13 protein-coding genes are annotated in these 15,637 nt (G+C 65.2%); all 13 read left to right on the forward strand.

Features of this window, described 5'->3' with window-relative positions; genetic code table 11:
• Nucleotides 1-813 (forward strand): ABC transporter ATP-binding protein, encoded by an 813-nt coding sequence (locus tag ACCD07_RS18530; protein ID WP_413448204.1) that lies wholly within the window; start codon nucleotides 1-3, stop codon nucleotides 811-813.
• A complete protein-coding gene (locus ACCD07_RS18535; RefSeq protein WP_413448205.1) occupies nucleotides 810-1,679 on the forward strand; it encodes an ABC transporter permease in 870 nt (289 codons plus the stop codon). Before ACCD07_RS18530 ends, ACCD07_RS18535 begins: the two co-directional genes overlap by 4 nt.
• A gap of 119 nt (nucleotides 1,680-1,798) precedes the next feature.
• The gene (locus tag ACCD07_RS18540; RefSeq protein ID WP_176652240.1) at nucleotides 1,799-2,422 is read left to right on the forward strand and encodes an ANTAR domain-containing response regulator; all 624 of its coding nucleotides are present in this window, start codon (nucleotides 1,799-1,801) and stop codon (nucleotides 2,420-2,422) included.
• Between the two features lie 367 nt (nucleotides 2,423-2,789).
• Entirely contained in the window at nucleotides 2,790-3,962 is a 1,173-nt protein-coding gene (locus ACCD07_RS18545; RefSeq protein ID WP_176652241.1) for a CmpA/NrtA family ABC transporter substrate-binding protein, read from the forward strand.
• 12 nt (nucleotides 3,963-3,974) lie between these two features.
• Complete coding sequence (ntrB, locus tag ACCD07_RS18550) at nucleotides 3,975-4,883, forward strand: nitrate ABC transporter permease (protein WP_413448206.1); 909 nt, start codon at nucleotides 3,975-3,977, stop codon at nucleotides 4,881-4,883.
• Nucleotides 4,884-4,894: 11 nt separating this feature from the next.
• Complete coding sequence (locus tag ACCD07_RS18555) at nucleotides 4,895-5,701, forward strand: ABC transporter ATP-binding protein (RefSeq protein WP_413448207.1); 807 nt, start codon at nucleotides 4,895-4,897, stop codon at nucleotides 5,699-5,701.
• The gene (locus ACCD07_RS18560; RefSeq protein WP_176652244.1) at nucleotides 5,701-6,372 is read left to right on the forward strand and encodes a type IV pili methyl-accepting chemotaxis transducer N-terminal domain-containing protein; all 672 of its coding nucleotides are present in this window, start codon (nucleotides 5,701-5,703) and stop codon (nucleotides 6,370-6,372) included. The genes ACCD07_RS18555 and ACCD07_RS18560 overlap by 1 nt, the downstream gene beginning before the upstream one ends.
• A gap of 10 nt (nucleotides 6,373-6,382) precedes the next feature.
• A complete protein-coding gene (gene cobA / locus ACCD07_RS18565; RefSeq protein WP_176652245.1) occupies nucleotides 6,383-7,159 on the forward strand; it encodes a uroporphyrinogen-III C-methyltransferase in 777 nt (258 codons plus the stop codon).
• 254 nt (nucleotides 7,160-7,413) lie between these two features.
• Nucleotides 7,414-8,718 (forward strand): MFS transporter, encoded by a 1,305-nt coding sequence (locus ACCD07_RS18570; RefSeq protein ID WP_176652246.1) that lies wholly within the window; start codon nucleotides 7,414-7,416, stop codon nucleotides 8,716-8,718.
• Between the two features lie 13 nt (nucleotides 8,719-8,731).
• Entirely contained in the window at nucleotides 8,732-11,263 is a 2,532-nt protein-coding gene (gene nirB / locus ACCD07_RS18575; protein WP_176652247.1) for a nitrite reductase large subunit NirB, read from the forward strand.
• A 10-nt stretch (nucleotides 11,264-11,273) separates the two neighbouring features.
• Complete coding sequence (nirD, locus tag ACCD07_RS18580) at nucleotides 11,274-11,621, forward strand: nitrite reductase small subunit NirD (RefSeq protein WP_176652248.1); 348 nt, start codon at nucleotides 11,274-11,276, stop codon at nucleotides 11,619-11,621.
• Nucleotides 11,618-12,832 carry an NAD(P)/FAD-dependent oxidoreductase gene (locus ACCD07_RS18585; RefSeq protein WP_176652249.1) on the forward strand — a complete coding sequence of 405 codons (1,215 nt, stop codon included), beginning with the start codon at nucleotides 11,618-11,620 and terminating at the stop codon, nucleotides 12,830-12,832. Before nirD ends, ACCD07_RS18585 begins: the two co-directional genes overlap by 4 nt.
• Nucleotides 12,833-12,847: 15 nt before the next feature.
• On the forward strand, nucleotides 12,848-15,562 hold the full coding sequence (locus ACCD07_RS18590; RefSeq protein ID WP_176652250.1) for a nitrate reductase: 2,715 nt from the start codon (nucleotides 12,848-12,850) through the stop codon (nucleotides 15,560-15,562).
• Nucleotides 15,563-15,637 lie beyond the last annotated feature (75 nt).

Here is a 15,637-nt window from a genome sequence, read left to right on the forward strand (position 1 = left end):
ATGAGCTTCCAGGTGGTACGTCCAACCAGCGGCATCGCGCCTTTGCTGAAAGCGGAGAGGGTGAGCCTGGAGTACGGCGCCGTGCGGGCCACGCACGACGTCAGCTTCGATGTGTATCGCGGCGACCGCTTTGTGCTGCTGGGGCCTTCCGGCTGCGGCAAGTCATCGCTGCTGAAGGCCGCAGCGGGCTTCATCAAGCCAAGCGGCGGCGGCATCAGCATCGACGGTGCCATCGTCACCGGGCCAGGACCGGACCGCATCGTCGTGTTCCAGGAGTTCGACCAGCTGCCGCCGTGGAAGACGGTGAAGGAGAACGTCATGTTCCCCTTGCTGGCGACGAAGCGCCTGCGCCGCCGCGAGGCGGAGGAGCGGGCGCTGCACTGGATCGCCAAGGTGGGCCTGGCCGGCTTCGAGAACGCGCATCCGCACACCTTGTCCGGCGGGATGAAGCAGCGCGTGGCGATTGCGCGCGCGCTGGCGATGCAGCCGGAAATGCTGCTGATGGACGAACCCTTCGCCGCGCTCGACGCGCTCACGCGGCGCAATATGCAGGAGGAGCTGGGGCGCTTGTGGGAAGAGCTGCGCTTCACGCTGCTGTTCGTCACCCACTCGATCGAGGAGGCGCTGGTGGTGGGCAACCGCATCCTGCTGCTGTCGCCGCATCCGGGGCAGGTGAGGGCGGAGTTGAACAGCCACCAGTTTAGCCTCGACAGCGCCGGCAGCGCCGAGTTCCAGGCCGCCACGCGGCGTATCCACAGCCTGCTGTTCGATGCGCCAGCCGCCGCGCCGGCCGAGCGGAGTGTCGCGCTATGAGCCTGCTTCTCGATCCGCCGATCCGCCAGGAATGCGAATACATCACCGCCGCTCCGCCGCGGCGCGAAGCCGACACCACGCCGCCGCTGCAGCGCGCATGGCGCCAGGCCTGGCTGCGCAAGACGTTCATCCTCATGCTGCTGGCCGGCCTGTGGCAGGCGGCCGCCCGCTGGACCGACAACGACCTGCTGCTGCCCGGCTTCCTGCAAACCGCGCAAGCCTTCATCGGCGGCATCGCCAGCGGCGAGCTGACGGGCCGCATCGGCGCCTCGCTGTCCGTGCTGTTGCAGGGCTATGTCGTCGGCGTGCTGGCCGCCTTCGCGCTGACCGCACTGGCCGCGTCGACCAGGATCGGCCGCGACCTGCTGGAGACGCTGACCTCGATGTTCAACCCGCTGCCGGCCATCGCGCTGCTGCCCCTGGCCCTGCTGTGGTTCGGCCTCGGCCGCGCCAGCCTGATCTTCGTCATCGTGCATGCGGTGCTGTGGCCGCTGGCGCTGGGCGCCTACGCCGGATTCCAGGGCGTGCCCGAAACGCTGCGCATGGCCGGCCGCAATTACGGCCTGCGCGGGCTGCGCTTCGTGCTGCAGATCCTGGTGCCGGCCGCGCTGCCGTCGATATTGTCCGGCCTGAAAATCGGCTGGGCCTTCGCCTGGCGCACGCTGATCGCGGCCGAGCTGGTGTTCGGCACCACCGGCGGCCAGGGCGGCCTCGGCTGGTACATTTTCCAGAACCGCAACGAGCTCTACACCGACAAGGTTTTCGCTGGCCTGGCCGCCGTCATCCTGATCGGGTTGCTGGTGGAGAACGTCGTATTCCGTCCACTGGAAACGTTCACCATCCGCCGCTGGGGCATGCAGCGCTGAAGGATGGGCTGGCAGGATTTCGGCTTTGTGCCGTAGAATCTGCAAATGCACATCAAAATTACTGGTTTGATTCTTGCTTGCTTAAGAGTCATGAACCACACTCCGTCCCTAGTATGACCATGAAACATTTACGTATCGTGGTCGTCAACACCATCATCCACGCCGGCGACGAGGATGACGAGTCGCTGCGCGCCCAGGCCGAGCGGGCCCGCGCGCTGCGTATCGGCCTGCTGGAGGCGGGCTACGACATCGTCGCCTCGCTGCCGCCGGACATGTACCTGCCCGAGCGCATCGCCCAGCTGCAGCCGGACATGATCATCGTCGATGCCGAGTCCGACGCGCGCGACGTGCTGGAGCACATCGTCATCGCCACGCGCGACGAGCGCCGGCCCATCGTCATGTTCACCGAGAGCGAGGATACCGAGAGCATGGAGGCGGCCATGGCGGCCGGCGTGTCGGCCTACATCGTGGCCGGCCTGCAGAGCGAGCGCATCAAGCCGGTGCTGCAGGTGGCGCTGGCCCGCTTCAAGCGCGAGCAGAAGCTGCTGGACGAGCTGTCCGACACCAAGAGCAAGCTGGCCGAGCGCAAGATCATCGAACGCGCCAAGGGCCTGTTAATGGAACGCCAACGTTTCACCGAAGAGCAGGCCTTTCAAAAGCTGCGCAGCATGGCGATGAGCAAGAACCTCAAGCTGTCCGAAGTGGCCCAGCGCATCATCGACGTCGAAGACTTGCTCGGCTAAATCCCCCGTCCAAAATGATGCACTGCGCAATAGCGGTGCATTTTTTTGCGCCACGGCGCGGCGCGCCTCTCCCCGTTTTTTGCCCATTCCCCTCTGTAAACCCTGCTGGCACGGACCTTGCAGTAGCTCAAGTATGCGCAATGTCGCGCACGATGATTCCCGCCAACGGCGGCGGGGACCACCAGACAACGATGTCTACACTCATGAATTCGTTCATGTGGGTAGACTTTTTTTTTGGGGATTTGCGATGGAATATAAAAAGCTACAAGCGGGCAGCGACCTGCCATCCGGCGGCAACGCCGACACTGGCGTCAATATCAAACGCCGGCAAATCATCCAAGGCGCAAGTCTAGTAGCTGGGGGGAGCATGTTGGGATTGTCAACGGGTGGGGTATGGGCGGCTGGTTCGGACAAGCCGGAAAAGGAAGAAATCAAGATCGGCTTCATTCCGCTGACCGACTGCGCCTCCGTGGTGATGGCGTCGGTGCTGGGGCTGGATAAAAAATACGGCGTCAAGTTCGTGCTCAGCAAGGAGGCCTCATGGGCCGGCGTGCGCGACAAGCTGGCCAACGGCGATCTCGACGCGGCCCATGTGCTGTATGGCCTGCTTTACGGCGTACAGATGGGCATCGGCGGCCAGAAGAAGGACATGGCGGTGCTCATGAGCCTGAACAACAACGGCCAGGCCATCACGCTGTCCAAAAAACTGTCGGACAAGGGCGCGGTCGATGGCGCATCGCTGGCCAAGCTGATGCAGACCGACAAGCGCGAATACACCTTCGCCCAGACCTTCCCGACCGGCACCCACGCGATGTGGCTGTACTACTGGCTGGCCGCCAACGGCATCAATCCGATGAAGGACGCCAAGGTCATCACCGTGCCGCCGCCGCAGATGGTGGCCAATATGCGCGTCGGGAACATGGACGGCTTCTGCGTGGGCGAACCATGGGGCCACCGGGCCATCATGGACGGCATCGGCATCACCGCCACCACCACCCAGGACATCTGGAAGGATCACCCGGAGAAGGTGCTGGGCTCGACGCTGGAATTCGCCAAGAAGTATCCCAACACCTGCCGCGCGATGATGGCCGCCATCCTCGAAGCGGGCAAGTGGATCGATTCGTCGCTGGCCAACAAGAACAAGATGGCCGAGGTCATTGCCGACAAGTCCTACGTCAACACCAGCAAGGACGCGATCGACCAGCGCATCATGGGCCGCTACCAGAATGGCCTGGGCAAGACCTGGGACGACCCGAACCACATGAAGTTCTACAACGACGGCGCGGTCAACTTCCCTTACCTGTCGGACGGCATGTGGTTCATGACGCAGCATCGCCGCTGGGGGCTGATGAAGGAGGATCCGGACTACCTGGCCGTCGCCACGGCGGTCAACCAGATCGACCTGTACAAGGATGCCGCGGCGATGACCAAGACGCCGGTGCCCAAGAGTCCTCTGCGCAGCTCGAAGTTGATGGACGGTTCCGTTTGGGACGGCAAGAACCCGAAAGCGTTCGCCGCCTCGTTCAAGATCAAAGCCTGATAGGAGAATGCCATGAACGCCATGCTCCAGCCGGAAAGCGCCGCGCCCGTCGCGGCGGTCATCGAAGCTCCTACCGCGGCCGCACCGGCGCGCCGCCCGCGCCGTCCGCTGGCGGCCAATTCCGCGACCCGCGTGCGGCAGCAGGTGTCCGCCACGGCGATGAAGATCGTCGCGCCGCTGCTGGGCGCGGCCTTGCTGGTGCTGGTCTGGCAGATCATCACCACCAACAACTCCGCCTTCCCGACGCCGCTGGCCACGCTGCAGGAAGCGGTCAAGTTGTTCTCCGATCCGTTCTACCGCACCAGCCCGAACGACCAGGGCATAGGCTGGAACGTGCTGGCGTCGCTGCAGCGCGTGGCGGTGGGCTTCGGACTGGCCGCCATGGTCGGCATTCCGCTGGGCTTTTTGATCGGTCGCGTGCAGTTCGTCGGCAACATGTTCGGCCCGATCATCAGCTTGCTCAAGCCGGTGTCGCCGCTGGCCTGGCTGCCTATCGGGCTGCTGGTGTTCAAGTCCGCCAACCCGGCGGCCATATGGTCGATCTTCATCTGCTCGATCTGGCCAATGATCATCAACACCGCCGTCGGCGTGCAGCGCGTGCCGCAGGACTACATGAACGTGGCGCGTGTGCTGAACCTGTCGGAGTGGAAGGTGCTGACCAAGATCCTGCTGCCGTCCGCGCTGCCCTACATCCTGACCGGCGTGCGGCTGTCGATCGGCACCGCATGGCTGGTGATCGTCGCGGCGGAAATGCTGACCGGCGGCGTGGGTATCGGCTTCTGGGTGTGGGACGAGTGGAACAACCTGAATGTCCCGCACATCATCATCGCCATCGTCGCCATCGGCGTGGTCGGGCTGATGCTGGAACAGGCGCTGATGGCCTTGGCCCGTGCCTTCACCTACGAACAAGTATCGAACTAAGGAGCACCATCATGGACGAGCCAAAATTCATCGATATCGAAGGCGTGGAAATGGTCTTCCATACCAAAAAAGGCGTGTTCCACGCGCTGCGTGAAATCGACCTGGCGGTGCGCAAGGGCGAATTCATCACGCTGATCGGCCATTCGGGCTGCGGCAAGTCGACGCTGCTCAACCTGATCGCCGGCCTGCTGAAACCGACCGACGGCGTGCTGTTGTGCGCCAACCGGGAAATCGCCGGACCGTCGCCGGAGCGCTCGGTGGTGTTCCAGAACCATTCGCTGCTGCCGTGGCTGACCTGCTACGAAAACATCTACCTCGGCGTGGAGCGCGTGTTCGGCAAGACCGAAACCCGCCAGCAGCTGCGCGAGCGCACCATGCAGGCGCTGGCGCTGGTCGGCCTGACGGCGGCCGAGGCCAAGCGTCCGCATGAAATCTCGGGCGGCATGAAGCAGCGCGTCGGCATCGCCCGCGCGCTGGCGATGGAGCCGAAAGTGCTGCTGATGGACGAACCGTTCGGCGCGCTCGACGCGCTGACCCGCGCCCACCTGCAGGATGAGCTGCTGAAGATCGTCGCCGCCACCAAGTCCACCGTGGTGATGGTCACGCACGACGTTGACGAGGCGGTGCTGCTGTCGGACCGCATCGTCATGATGACCAACGGCCCGGCCGCCACCATCGGCGAGATCGTCGACGTGCGGCTGGATCGCCCTCGCGACCGCGTGGCGCTGGCGCAGGACGCGCGCTACACCGAGTACCGCACGGCGGTGCTGGAGTTCCTGTACCGCAAACAGGCGCACCCGGCCAAGGAGGCGGCTTGATGGATATGACCATGCCGCCACTGGCGAAGGAGGGCGCCGCCGGGAAGGGGCTGACCGGCGAAGTGTTCGGCGCCTTGATTAATCTTTCCGGCCGTCGCCGTTTCACGTCGCAGCGCATCGTGTTGTACGCGCTGCTGGCGTCGCAGGGGCAGGAAAGCGGAGCCGCCATCGCACAGGAAGCGCTGGCGCTGTTCCGTAACGCCCACAAGGCGCTGCTGGCGGAGAAGGATGGCTTGCCGGGCGTGTTCTGTCCGGAGTTGCACGAGGCTTACTTCGGCAAGCTCGATGGCGACCGGCAGATCGCCGCCTTTGCCGACCTGGGCGAACGCACGCTGAAGGCCATCGCCCAAGGTTCGGCGCAAAGCGCCGAGCTGCTGGCGGAGCTGGTGCACATCACCACGCCGACGCTGGCGATCCTGAACACGATCACCAGCATCTACGAGGAACAGGCCAAGCAGAACGCCCGCACGGTGCGCAAGCAGCTGCGCGGCATCATCACCGATATTGAAACCATCAACCGCCAGGCGCGCATGGTGGCGTTTAACGCGCGCATCGTCGCGGCGCGCGCCGGGCAGGCCGGCAAGGAGTTCGCGGTGGTGGCGGGCGTGCTGTCCAACATCACCGGCGAAATCGACGAGATGGTCAACACCGCACTGGCTGCGGCCGGATAAGGAAAACATCATGAGCAGCGTAACCCTGGTAGGCGCCGGTCCCGGCGACCCTGAACTGTTGACGTTGAAGGCCGTGCGCGCCATCGAGCGCGCCGACGTGATACTGATCGACGACCTGGTCAACCCGGAAATCCTGGGCTTCGCACCGTCGGGCGCGCGCGTGATCCAGGTCGGCAAGCGTGGCGGCTGCGCTTCGACGCCACAGGAATTCATCGAGCGGCTGATGATCGCCGAAGCCCGCGCCGGCCACCGCGTGGTGCGGCTCAAGGGCGGCGACCCCTATCTGTTCGGCCGCGGCGGCGAGGAACGCGCCTCGCTGCGCGCCCACGGCATCGAGGTAGACGTCATCCCCGGCATCAGCAGCGGCCTGGCCGCTCCCACCAGCATCGGCGTGCCGCTGACCCACCGCGCCTGGAGCCAGGGCGCGACCTTCGTCACCGGCCACGGCAAGGATGCGGCATCCGAGCCGAATTGGCCGGCATTGGCGCAAAGCGGCCTGACGCTGGTGATCTACATGGGCGTGGCCCGTGTCGACGCGATCCAGGCCGGCCTGATGGCGGGCGGCGCGGCGGCATCGACGCCGGTCGCCGTGGTGCAATCGGCAACACGCGACAACCAGCGGCAATTGCTGACGACCCTGGGCCAGCTGCCGCAGGCGCTGCGTGACAGCGGCTTGGGCAGCCCGAGCATCATTGTGGTGGGCGACGTGGTGCGCTGCGCCGACGACTGGCAGGAGCTGGCGGATCAGGCGGATCAGGCGCCGCGCACCGCGAATGCGCACCGATAGCGTGCAATCGTGCACCGCAACATGGCAGCGCACCGCGCCGGCCGAACCGCATTTCCCGCTTTTCCCTCTGTAGACCCGTTGTAAACCATCTGGCACGCCTCTTGCAATACAGAGGATAAGGGATCAACGGCGATCCCCCCGAATACACACGCTGACCCAAAGACGGGTTGGCAGGACAACGGCGTCCGCCCAACCCGGTCTTAGGTGACCTTGGTTGCGCGGGCGCCTTTTTGTTTTCTGAACGGGATAAAAAAATGGCCAGCAAAGCTACCAGCATCAAGCTCTTCTCAATTTCAACGCCTCAGATGCGGGCGTTCCACTTGACCTGGATGGCGTTCTTCGTCTGCTTCTTCGCATGGTTCGCCTGCGCACCGCTGATGCCGGTGATCAAAGGCGAATTCGGCTTGAGCGTCGCACAGATCGCCAACATCAACATCGCCGCCGTGGCCATCACCATCCTCGTGCGGCTGGTGGTCGGCCCGCTGTGCGACCACTTCGGCCCGCGCAAGACCTATAGCGCCTTGCTGCTGCTGGGTTCCATCCCGGTGATCGGCGTCGCCTTCGCGCAGAGCTACGAGAGCTTCCTGTTCTTCCGCCTCGGTATCGGCGCGGCCGGCGCCAGCTTCGTCATCACGCAGTACCACACCTCGGTGATGTTCGCGCCTAAAGTGGTCGGCACCGCCAACGCGGCCGCCGCGGGCTGGGGCAACGCCGGCGGCGGCGTGGCGCAAGCGGTGATGCCGCTGCTGATGACCGCCATGATCATGCTGGGCGTGAGCGAGGGCTTCGGCTGGCGCGCCGCGCTGATCGTGCCGGGCGTGCTGATGATCGTCATGGCCGGCGTCTACTACCGCTTTACCCAGGATTGCCCGCAAGGGAACTTCAGCGAACTGCGCGCCGCCGGCATCGCCATCGAAGGCGGAAAAAAAGGCGGTTGGGACTCGTTCAAGCTGGCCGCCGCCAACTACCGCGTATGGCTACTGTTCATCACCTACGGCGCCTGCTTCGGCATCGAGATCTTCATCCACAACATCGCCGCTGTCTATTATGTCGACCACTTCAAGTTGACGCTGGCGCAGGCCGGCATGGCGGCGGGCAGCTTCGGCTTGCTGGCGCTGTTTGCCCGCGCCCTGGGCGGCTGGGTGTCGGACAAGTTCGCCGCGGCCGGCAACCTGAATAACCGCGTCACGCTGCTGTTCGTGCTGATGCTGGGCGAAGGCGCCGGCCTGCTGATGTTCGCCAACGCCGGCAGCGCCGCGCTGGCGATCGGCGCCATGCTGGTCTTCGGCCTGTTCACCCACATGGCTTGCGGAGCGACCTACGCCGTGGTGCCTTTCGTCGACAAGCGCGCCCTGGGCGGCGTGGCCGGCATCATCGGCGCGGGTGGCAACGTCGGCGCGGTCGCCGCGGGCTTCCTGATGAAGGGCCTGGGCGACACCCAGCGGACGCTGAGCATCCTTGGCGTGGTCGTCGCGGCATCGGCGCTGTGCGCACTGGCCGCACGGTTCAGCAACAGCGCCGTCGAAGAAACCGAAATCGCCAGCAAGCTGGCAGCCTGAAGGAACTAGGACTATGAAAATTATCGTTATCGGCCACGGCATGGTGGGCCACAAATTCCTGGAAAGCCTGGCCAACAGCGGCGCTTCCCATCTGCAGGTGACGGTGCTGTGCGAAGAGCCGCGCCCCGCCTACGACCGCGTGCACCTGTCCGAATTCTTCTCCGGCAAAGCGGCAGAAGACCTGACGCTGGTCAAACCGGGCTTCTTCGACCGCGACGACATGGTGCTGCGCCTGAACACGCGCGCCACGCAGATCGACACCGCCGGCAAGACGGTCACCACCGCCGACGGCAATGTGCTGGACTACGACAAGCTGGTGATCGCCACCGGTTCGTTCCCGTTCGTGCCGCCGCTGCCGGGCAAGGAGCGCAAGGACTGCTTCGTCTACCGCACCATCGAGGACCTGGAAGCGATGCTCGAATGCGGCAAGCGCTCCAAGACCGGCGTCGTCATCGGCGGCGGCCTGCTGGGCCTCGAATGCGCCAAGGCACTGCGCGACATGAACCTGGAAACCCACGTGGTCGAGTTCTCGCCGCGCCTGATGGCGGTGCAGGTCGACGACGGCGGCGCGCGCGTGCTGCGCCGGAAGATCGAAGACCTGGGCGTGACCGTCCACACGGGCAAGAACACCACCGCCATCGTCGACGGTGTCGACGGCACGCACCGCATGGAGTTCGCCGACGGCGGCCACCTGGATGCGGACATGATCGTGTTCTCGGCCGGCATCCGCCCGCGCGACATGCTGGCGCGCGAGAGCGGCCTGGCGATCGGCCCGCGCGGCGGCATCGAGATCAACAACAACTGCGTCACCTCGGACCCGGACGTCTACGCCATCGGCGAATGCGCGCTGTGGGGCGGCCTGATCTTCGGCCTGGTGGCGCCCGGCTATGAAATGGCGCGCGTCGCGGCCAAGCACATACTGGGCGAGGCGGCGGAATTCGCCGGCGCCGACATGAGCACCAAGCTGAAACTGATGGGCGTGGACGTGGCCAGCATCGGCGACCCGCACGGCAAGGTCGAAGGCAGCCGCTCCTACCAGTTCACCGACGAGCGCAAGCAGATCTACAAGAAGATCGTGGTGTCCGATTGCGGCAAATACCTGCTGGGCGGCGTGATGGTCGGCGACGCCAGCGAGTACGGCACGCTGCTGCAAATGATGCTGAACAAGATCGAGTTGCCGGAATCGCCTGAATTCCTGATCCTGCCGCAGTCCGACGGCGCCGCGAAGCCGGCGCTGGGCGTGGACGCGCTGCCGGATTCGGCGCAGATCTGCTCCTGCAACGACGTCTCCAAAGGCGCGCTGTGCGCGGCGGTAGCCGGCGGCGTGACCACCATCGGCGAACTGAAAAGCTGTACCGGCGCCGGCACTTCCTGCGGCGGCTGCGTGCCGCTGGTGACGCAGGTGATGAAGGCCGAGATGAAGAAGCAGGGCATGGAGGTCAACAACCATGTCTGCGAACACTTCGCCTACTCGCGCCAGGAGATTTTCCATCTCGTCAAAGTCGGCAAGATCAAGACCTTCGGCGACCTGCTGCACAAGCACGGCAAGGGTCTCGGTTGCGACATCTGCAAGCCTCTCTCGGCCAGCATCCTGGCGTCGGTATGGAACGACTTCGTGCTGAAGAAGGAACACGCCAGCCTGCAGGACACCAACGACTACTTCCTCGGCAATATCCAGAAGGACGGCACCTACTCGGTGGTGCCGCGCATGCCGGGCGGCGAGGTGACGGCCGATGGCCTGATCGCGGTCGGCACGGTGGCCAAGAAGTACGGCCTGTACACCAAGATCACCGGCGGCGCCCGCGTCGACATGTTCGGCGCCCGCGTCGAGCAGCTGCCGCTGATCTGGGAAGAGCTGATCGCGGCCGGCTTCGAATCCGGCCACGCCTACGGCAAGTCGCTGCGCACGGTGAAGTCCTGCGTCGGCTCGACCTGGTGCCGCTACGGCGTCGACGATTCCATCGGCCTGGCCATCGAGCTGGAAAACCGCTACAAGGGCCTGCGCACACCGCACAAGATCAAGTTCGGCGTCTCCGGCTGCACCCGCGAGTGCGCGGAAGCGCAGGGCAAGGACGTCGGCGTCATCGCCACCGAGAAGGGCTGGAACCTCTACGTGTGCGGCAACGGCGGCATGAAGCCGCGCCACGCGGAACTGCTGGCGACGGACCTGGACAAGGCCACGCTGGTCAAGTACATCGACCGCTTCCTGATGTTCTACACCCGCACCGGCGACCGCCTGCAGCGCACCAGCACCTGGCGCGAGAACCTGGAAGGCGGCCTCGATTACCTGAAGCAGGTCGTCGTCGGCGACAAGCTGGGCATCGCCGCCGAGCTGGAAGCGGACATGCAGCACGTGGTGAACACCTATGCCTGCGAGTGGAAGGAAGCGGTCGAGAATCCGGAAACCCGCAAGCGCTTCCGCACCTTCGTCAACAGTGACAAGGCCGACGAAAACGTATTGTTCATGGAAGAGCGCGGCCAGATTCGTCCGGCCACCGTGGAAGAGCGCAAGCGCGTGATTCCTATCGCAGTCAAGGCAGCTTGAGGAGAAGATTATGCATCGTGATATTCAAACCGATAACTGGATCGCCGTCTGCAACCTGGACGACATCGTTCCTAACACCGGCGTATGCGCCTTGCTGAACGACGCGCAGGTCGCCGTGTTCCATGTGGACGACGGCAGCGCGCGCGTGTTCGCCATCGATAACTACGATGCGAATTCGGAAGCGGCCGTGCTGTCGCGCGGCCTGGTGGGCAGCCTGGGCGAACGCATCGTGGTCGCCTCGCCGATCTACAAGCAGCACTTCGACCTGCAGACCGGCGAGTGCCTGGAAGCGCCGGAGCACTCGGTGGGCACCTATCCCGCCCGCATCGCGGACGGCAAGGTCTGGGTAGGTCTATGAAACCGTCGCTGGTCGTCATTGGCAACGGCATGGCCGGCATGCGTACGGTTGAAGAACTGTACAAGCTGGCGCCGGATATGTACGACATCACCGTGTTCGGCGCCGAGCCGCACGGTAACTACAACCGCATCCTGCTGTCGCCGGTGCTGGCGGGCGAGAAGAGCATGGAAGACATCATGCTCAACACGCGCGAGTGGTACGTCCAGCATGGCATCACGCTGCACGCCGGCGACCCGGTCGAGCACATCGACCGCCGCAAGCGCATCGTGCGCGCGCGCTCCGGCCTGGAAGTGCGCTACGACCGTTTGCTGATCGCCACCGGCTCCAAGCCTTTCATCATTCCGGTGCCGGGCCATCAGCTGCGCGGCGTGCTGGCCTTCCGCGACATCCAGGATGTCGAGACCATGCTGGCGATGGCGCGCAACCACCGTCACGCGGTGGTCATCGGCGGCGGCCTGCTGGGTCTGGAGGCCGCCAACGGCCTGCAGCGCCAGGGCATGTCCGTCACCGTCGTCCATGTGACCGACGCGCTGATGAACCAGCAGCTCGACAAGCCGGCGGCGCTGCTGCTGCAGAAGGCGCTGGAAGCCAAGGGCCTGACGTTCATGATGAGCGCGCAGACCGAGGAAATCGTCGGACCGGACCGCGTGACCGCCGTGCGCTTCAAGGACGGCACCGTGATCCCTGCTGACCTGGTCGTGATGACCGCGGGCGTGCGCCCCAACATCGACCTGGCCAAGTCGGCCGGCCTGCATTGCGAACGCGCCATCGTCGTCGACGATACGCTGCAAACCTACGATCCGCGCGTGTATGCGGTTGGCGAGTGCGTGCAGCACCGCAGCGCAACTTTCGGCCTGGTCGCGCCGATCTGGGACCAGGCGCGCGTATGCGGCGCCCACCTGGCCGGCGCCGGCGTGCGCCGCTACGTGCAGTCGACCTCGCCGACGCGGCTCAAGGTCACCGGCGTGGATTTGTATTCGGTCGGCGATTTCATCGGCGGCGAAGGCAGCGAGGACCTGGTGTTGCGCGATGCGCGCCGCGGCGTCTACAAGCGCCTGGTATTGAAGGACGGCCGCGTCACCGGCGCCGTGCTGTACGGCGACGTCAAGGACGGGCCGTGGTATTTCAACCTGATCCAGAACCGCACCGACATCACGCCGATCCGGCAAAACCTTTTGTTCGGCGAGGCGCTCAGCGCGCGCGCCGCCTGATTTAGAGAGCATATCGTGAACCTGTCCACCGACCATCTGGCTGTACGCACCACCTGCGCATATTGCGGCGTGGGTTGCGGCGTGCAGGCCACTTCCAAGGCCGATGGCACGATCGCCATCGCCGGCGACAAGCTTCATCCGGCAAACAAGGGACGCCTGTGCGTCAAGGGTTCGGCGCTGGGCGAGACCCTGGGCCTGGACGGCCGCCTGCTGTATCCGCAGGTGCGCGAGGCGGACGGCCTGCGCCGCGTATCGTGGGACGAGGCGCTGGACAAGGTGGCAGCAGGCTGGCGCGCCATCATCGACGAACACGGCCCGGACGCCGTGGCGCTGTACGTCTCCGGCCAGCTGCTGACCGAGGACTACTACGTCGCCAACAAGCTGATGAAGGGTTACATCGGCAGCGCCAACATCGACACCAATTCGCGGCTGTGCATGTCGTCGGCGGTGGCCGGCTACAAGCGCGCCTTCGGCGAAGACCTGGTGCCGCTGTGCTACGACGACCTGGAACTGGCCGACATGGTGGTGCTGGTCGGCTCCAACACGGCGTGGTGCCATCCGATCCTGTTCCAGCGCATCCTGAAGGCCAAGGAGGCGCGCCCCGGGATGAAGCTGGTGGTGATCGATCCGCGCCGCACCGCCACCTGCGAGCTGGCCGACCTGCACCTGCCGGTGAAGGCCGGCACCGACGTGTGGCTGTTCAACGGCTTGCTCAGCTACCTGGAACGCATCGGCGCGGTCGATCCGGCGTTCATCCGCAACAACACCAACGGCTTCGAGGCGGCGCTGGAAACCGCCAACGTCGATTGCAGCGATCCCGCCGCCGTCGCCAGGATCTGCCGCATCGAGTTGCCGGTGCTGATGGAGTTCTACGAATCGTTCGCCTCCACGCGCAAGACCATCACCGCTTTCTCGATGGGCGTGAACCAGTCCTCGGCCGGTACCGACAAGGTCAACGCCATCATCAATTGCCACCTGATCGGCGGCCGCATCGGCAAGCCCGGCATGGGACCGTTCTCGATCACCGGACAGCCGAACGCGATGGGCGGGCGCGAAGTCGGCGGCCTGGCCAACATGCTGGCCGCGCACATGGACCTGGACCGCGCCGACCATCGCGACGTGGTGCAGACCTTCTGGGAATCGCCCGCCATGGCCGACAAGCCGGGCTTGAAGGCGGTCGACCTGTTCCAGGCGATCGAGGCGGGCAAGGTCAAGGCGGTGTGGGTGATCGCCACCAATCCCATCGTCAGCCTGCCGGACGCCGACCAGGTGCGGCGCGCGCTGGAGAAGTGCGAACTGGTGGTCGCCACCGATATCATCCAGAACACCGACACCAACGCCTACGCCGACGTGCTGCTGCCGGCGCTGGGCTGGGGCGAGAAGGACGGCACCGTCACCAACTCCGAGCGCCGCATCTCGCGCCAGCGCGCCTTCCTGCCGGCGCCGGGCGAGGCGCTGGCGGACTGGAAAATCCTGTCGCTGTTCGCGCAGCGCATGGGCTTCGGCGGCTTCGATTTCGGCGGTGCGCAGGACGTCTTCGACGAGCATGCGCGCCTGAGCGGCTTCCGCAACGCCGTCGGCGACGTGCCGCGCGCGTTCGACATGTCCGGCCTGGGAGGACTCAAGCAGCGCGAATACGACGATCTGGAACCGACCCAGTGGCCGGTGCGCCGCGCCGCATCCGGGGAGCTGCAGATCGAGGCGCGCCTGTTCAAGGACAACGTCTACGCCCATGCGGACGGCAAGGCGCGTTTCATCGCCACCGCCACGCGCGCGCCGGCCAACGCCGTCTGCGAAGATTTTCCGCTGTCCCTCAACACCGGCCGCGTGCGCGACCAGTGGCACACGATGACGCGCACCGGCAAGTCCGCCACGCTGGCCGACCACATCGCCGAATCCTTTGTCGACATCCATCCCCAGGATGCGCTGTTGCATGGCGTGCGCGAGGGCGAACTGGCGCGCGTGACCTCGCAGTGGGGCGCGATGGTGGCGCGGGTGCAGCACGGCGGCGGCATCGCGCGCGGCAGCGTGTTCATTCCGATCCACTGGTCCGGCCAGACCTCGTCCGACGCGCGCGTCGGCGCGCTGGTCAACCCGGTGGTCGATCCGGTTTCCGGCGAGCCTGAGTTCAAGCATACGCCGGTGCGTATCGAGCAGTTCCGCGTGAACTGGAATGGCTTCATCCTGAGCCGCACGGAATTGAACCTCGACAGCGTGGCCCACTGGACCCGCATCCAGGGCCGCGAATTTGCGCGGTATGAGCTGGCCGGCCGCAATACCATCAAGGATTTCAGCGGCTGGGCGCGCGAACTGCTGGGCGTACAGGATCTGGACGCCGACTGGCTCGAATACGAAGACCGCACCGCCGGCGTGTACCGCGCCGTGCACGTGGTGAACGACCGCATCGACCAGTGCATCTTCCTGTCGCCGCGCCAGGACATGCCGTCGCGCGCATGGCTGGCGAGCCTGTTCGTCAAGGATGAGCTGAGCGAGATCGACCGGGTCGGCCTGCTGGTGGGCATGCCGGTGGAGAAGGGCGCCGACGCCGGTCCCACCGTGTGCTCGTGCTTCGGCGTGGGCCGCAACACCATTTGCGACACGATCCGCATCCAGAAGCTGGAGACGGTGCCGCAGATCACCAGCTGCCTGAAAGCGGGCGGCAATTGCGGGTCCTGCGTTCCCGAGCTGAAGAAACTGCTGGCCGAAACCCGCGCGGAAGAGGTGGCATAGCCTTAAAAGCGGGCAAAACGCTACTAAAAGTACGAAACAGCGCTGTGCGCGGTGATGGTAAATGCAAAATGTGAT

Origin of the sequence: Duganella sp. Dugasp56, from assembly GCF_047304105.1 — a bacterium.
GTDB lineage: Bacteria > Pseudomonadota > Gammaproteobacteria > Burkholderiales > Burkholderiaceae_D > Rugamonas > Rugamonas hordei.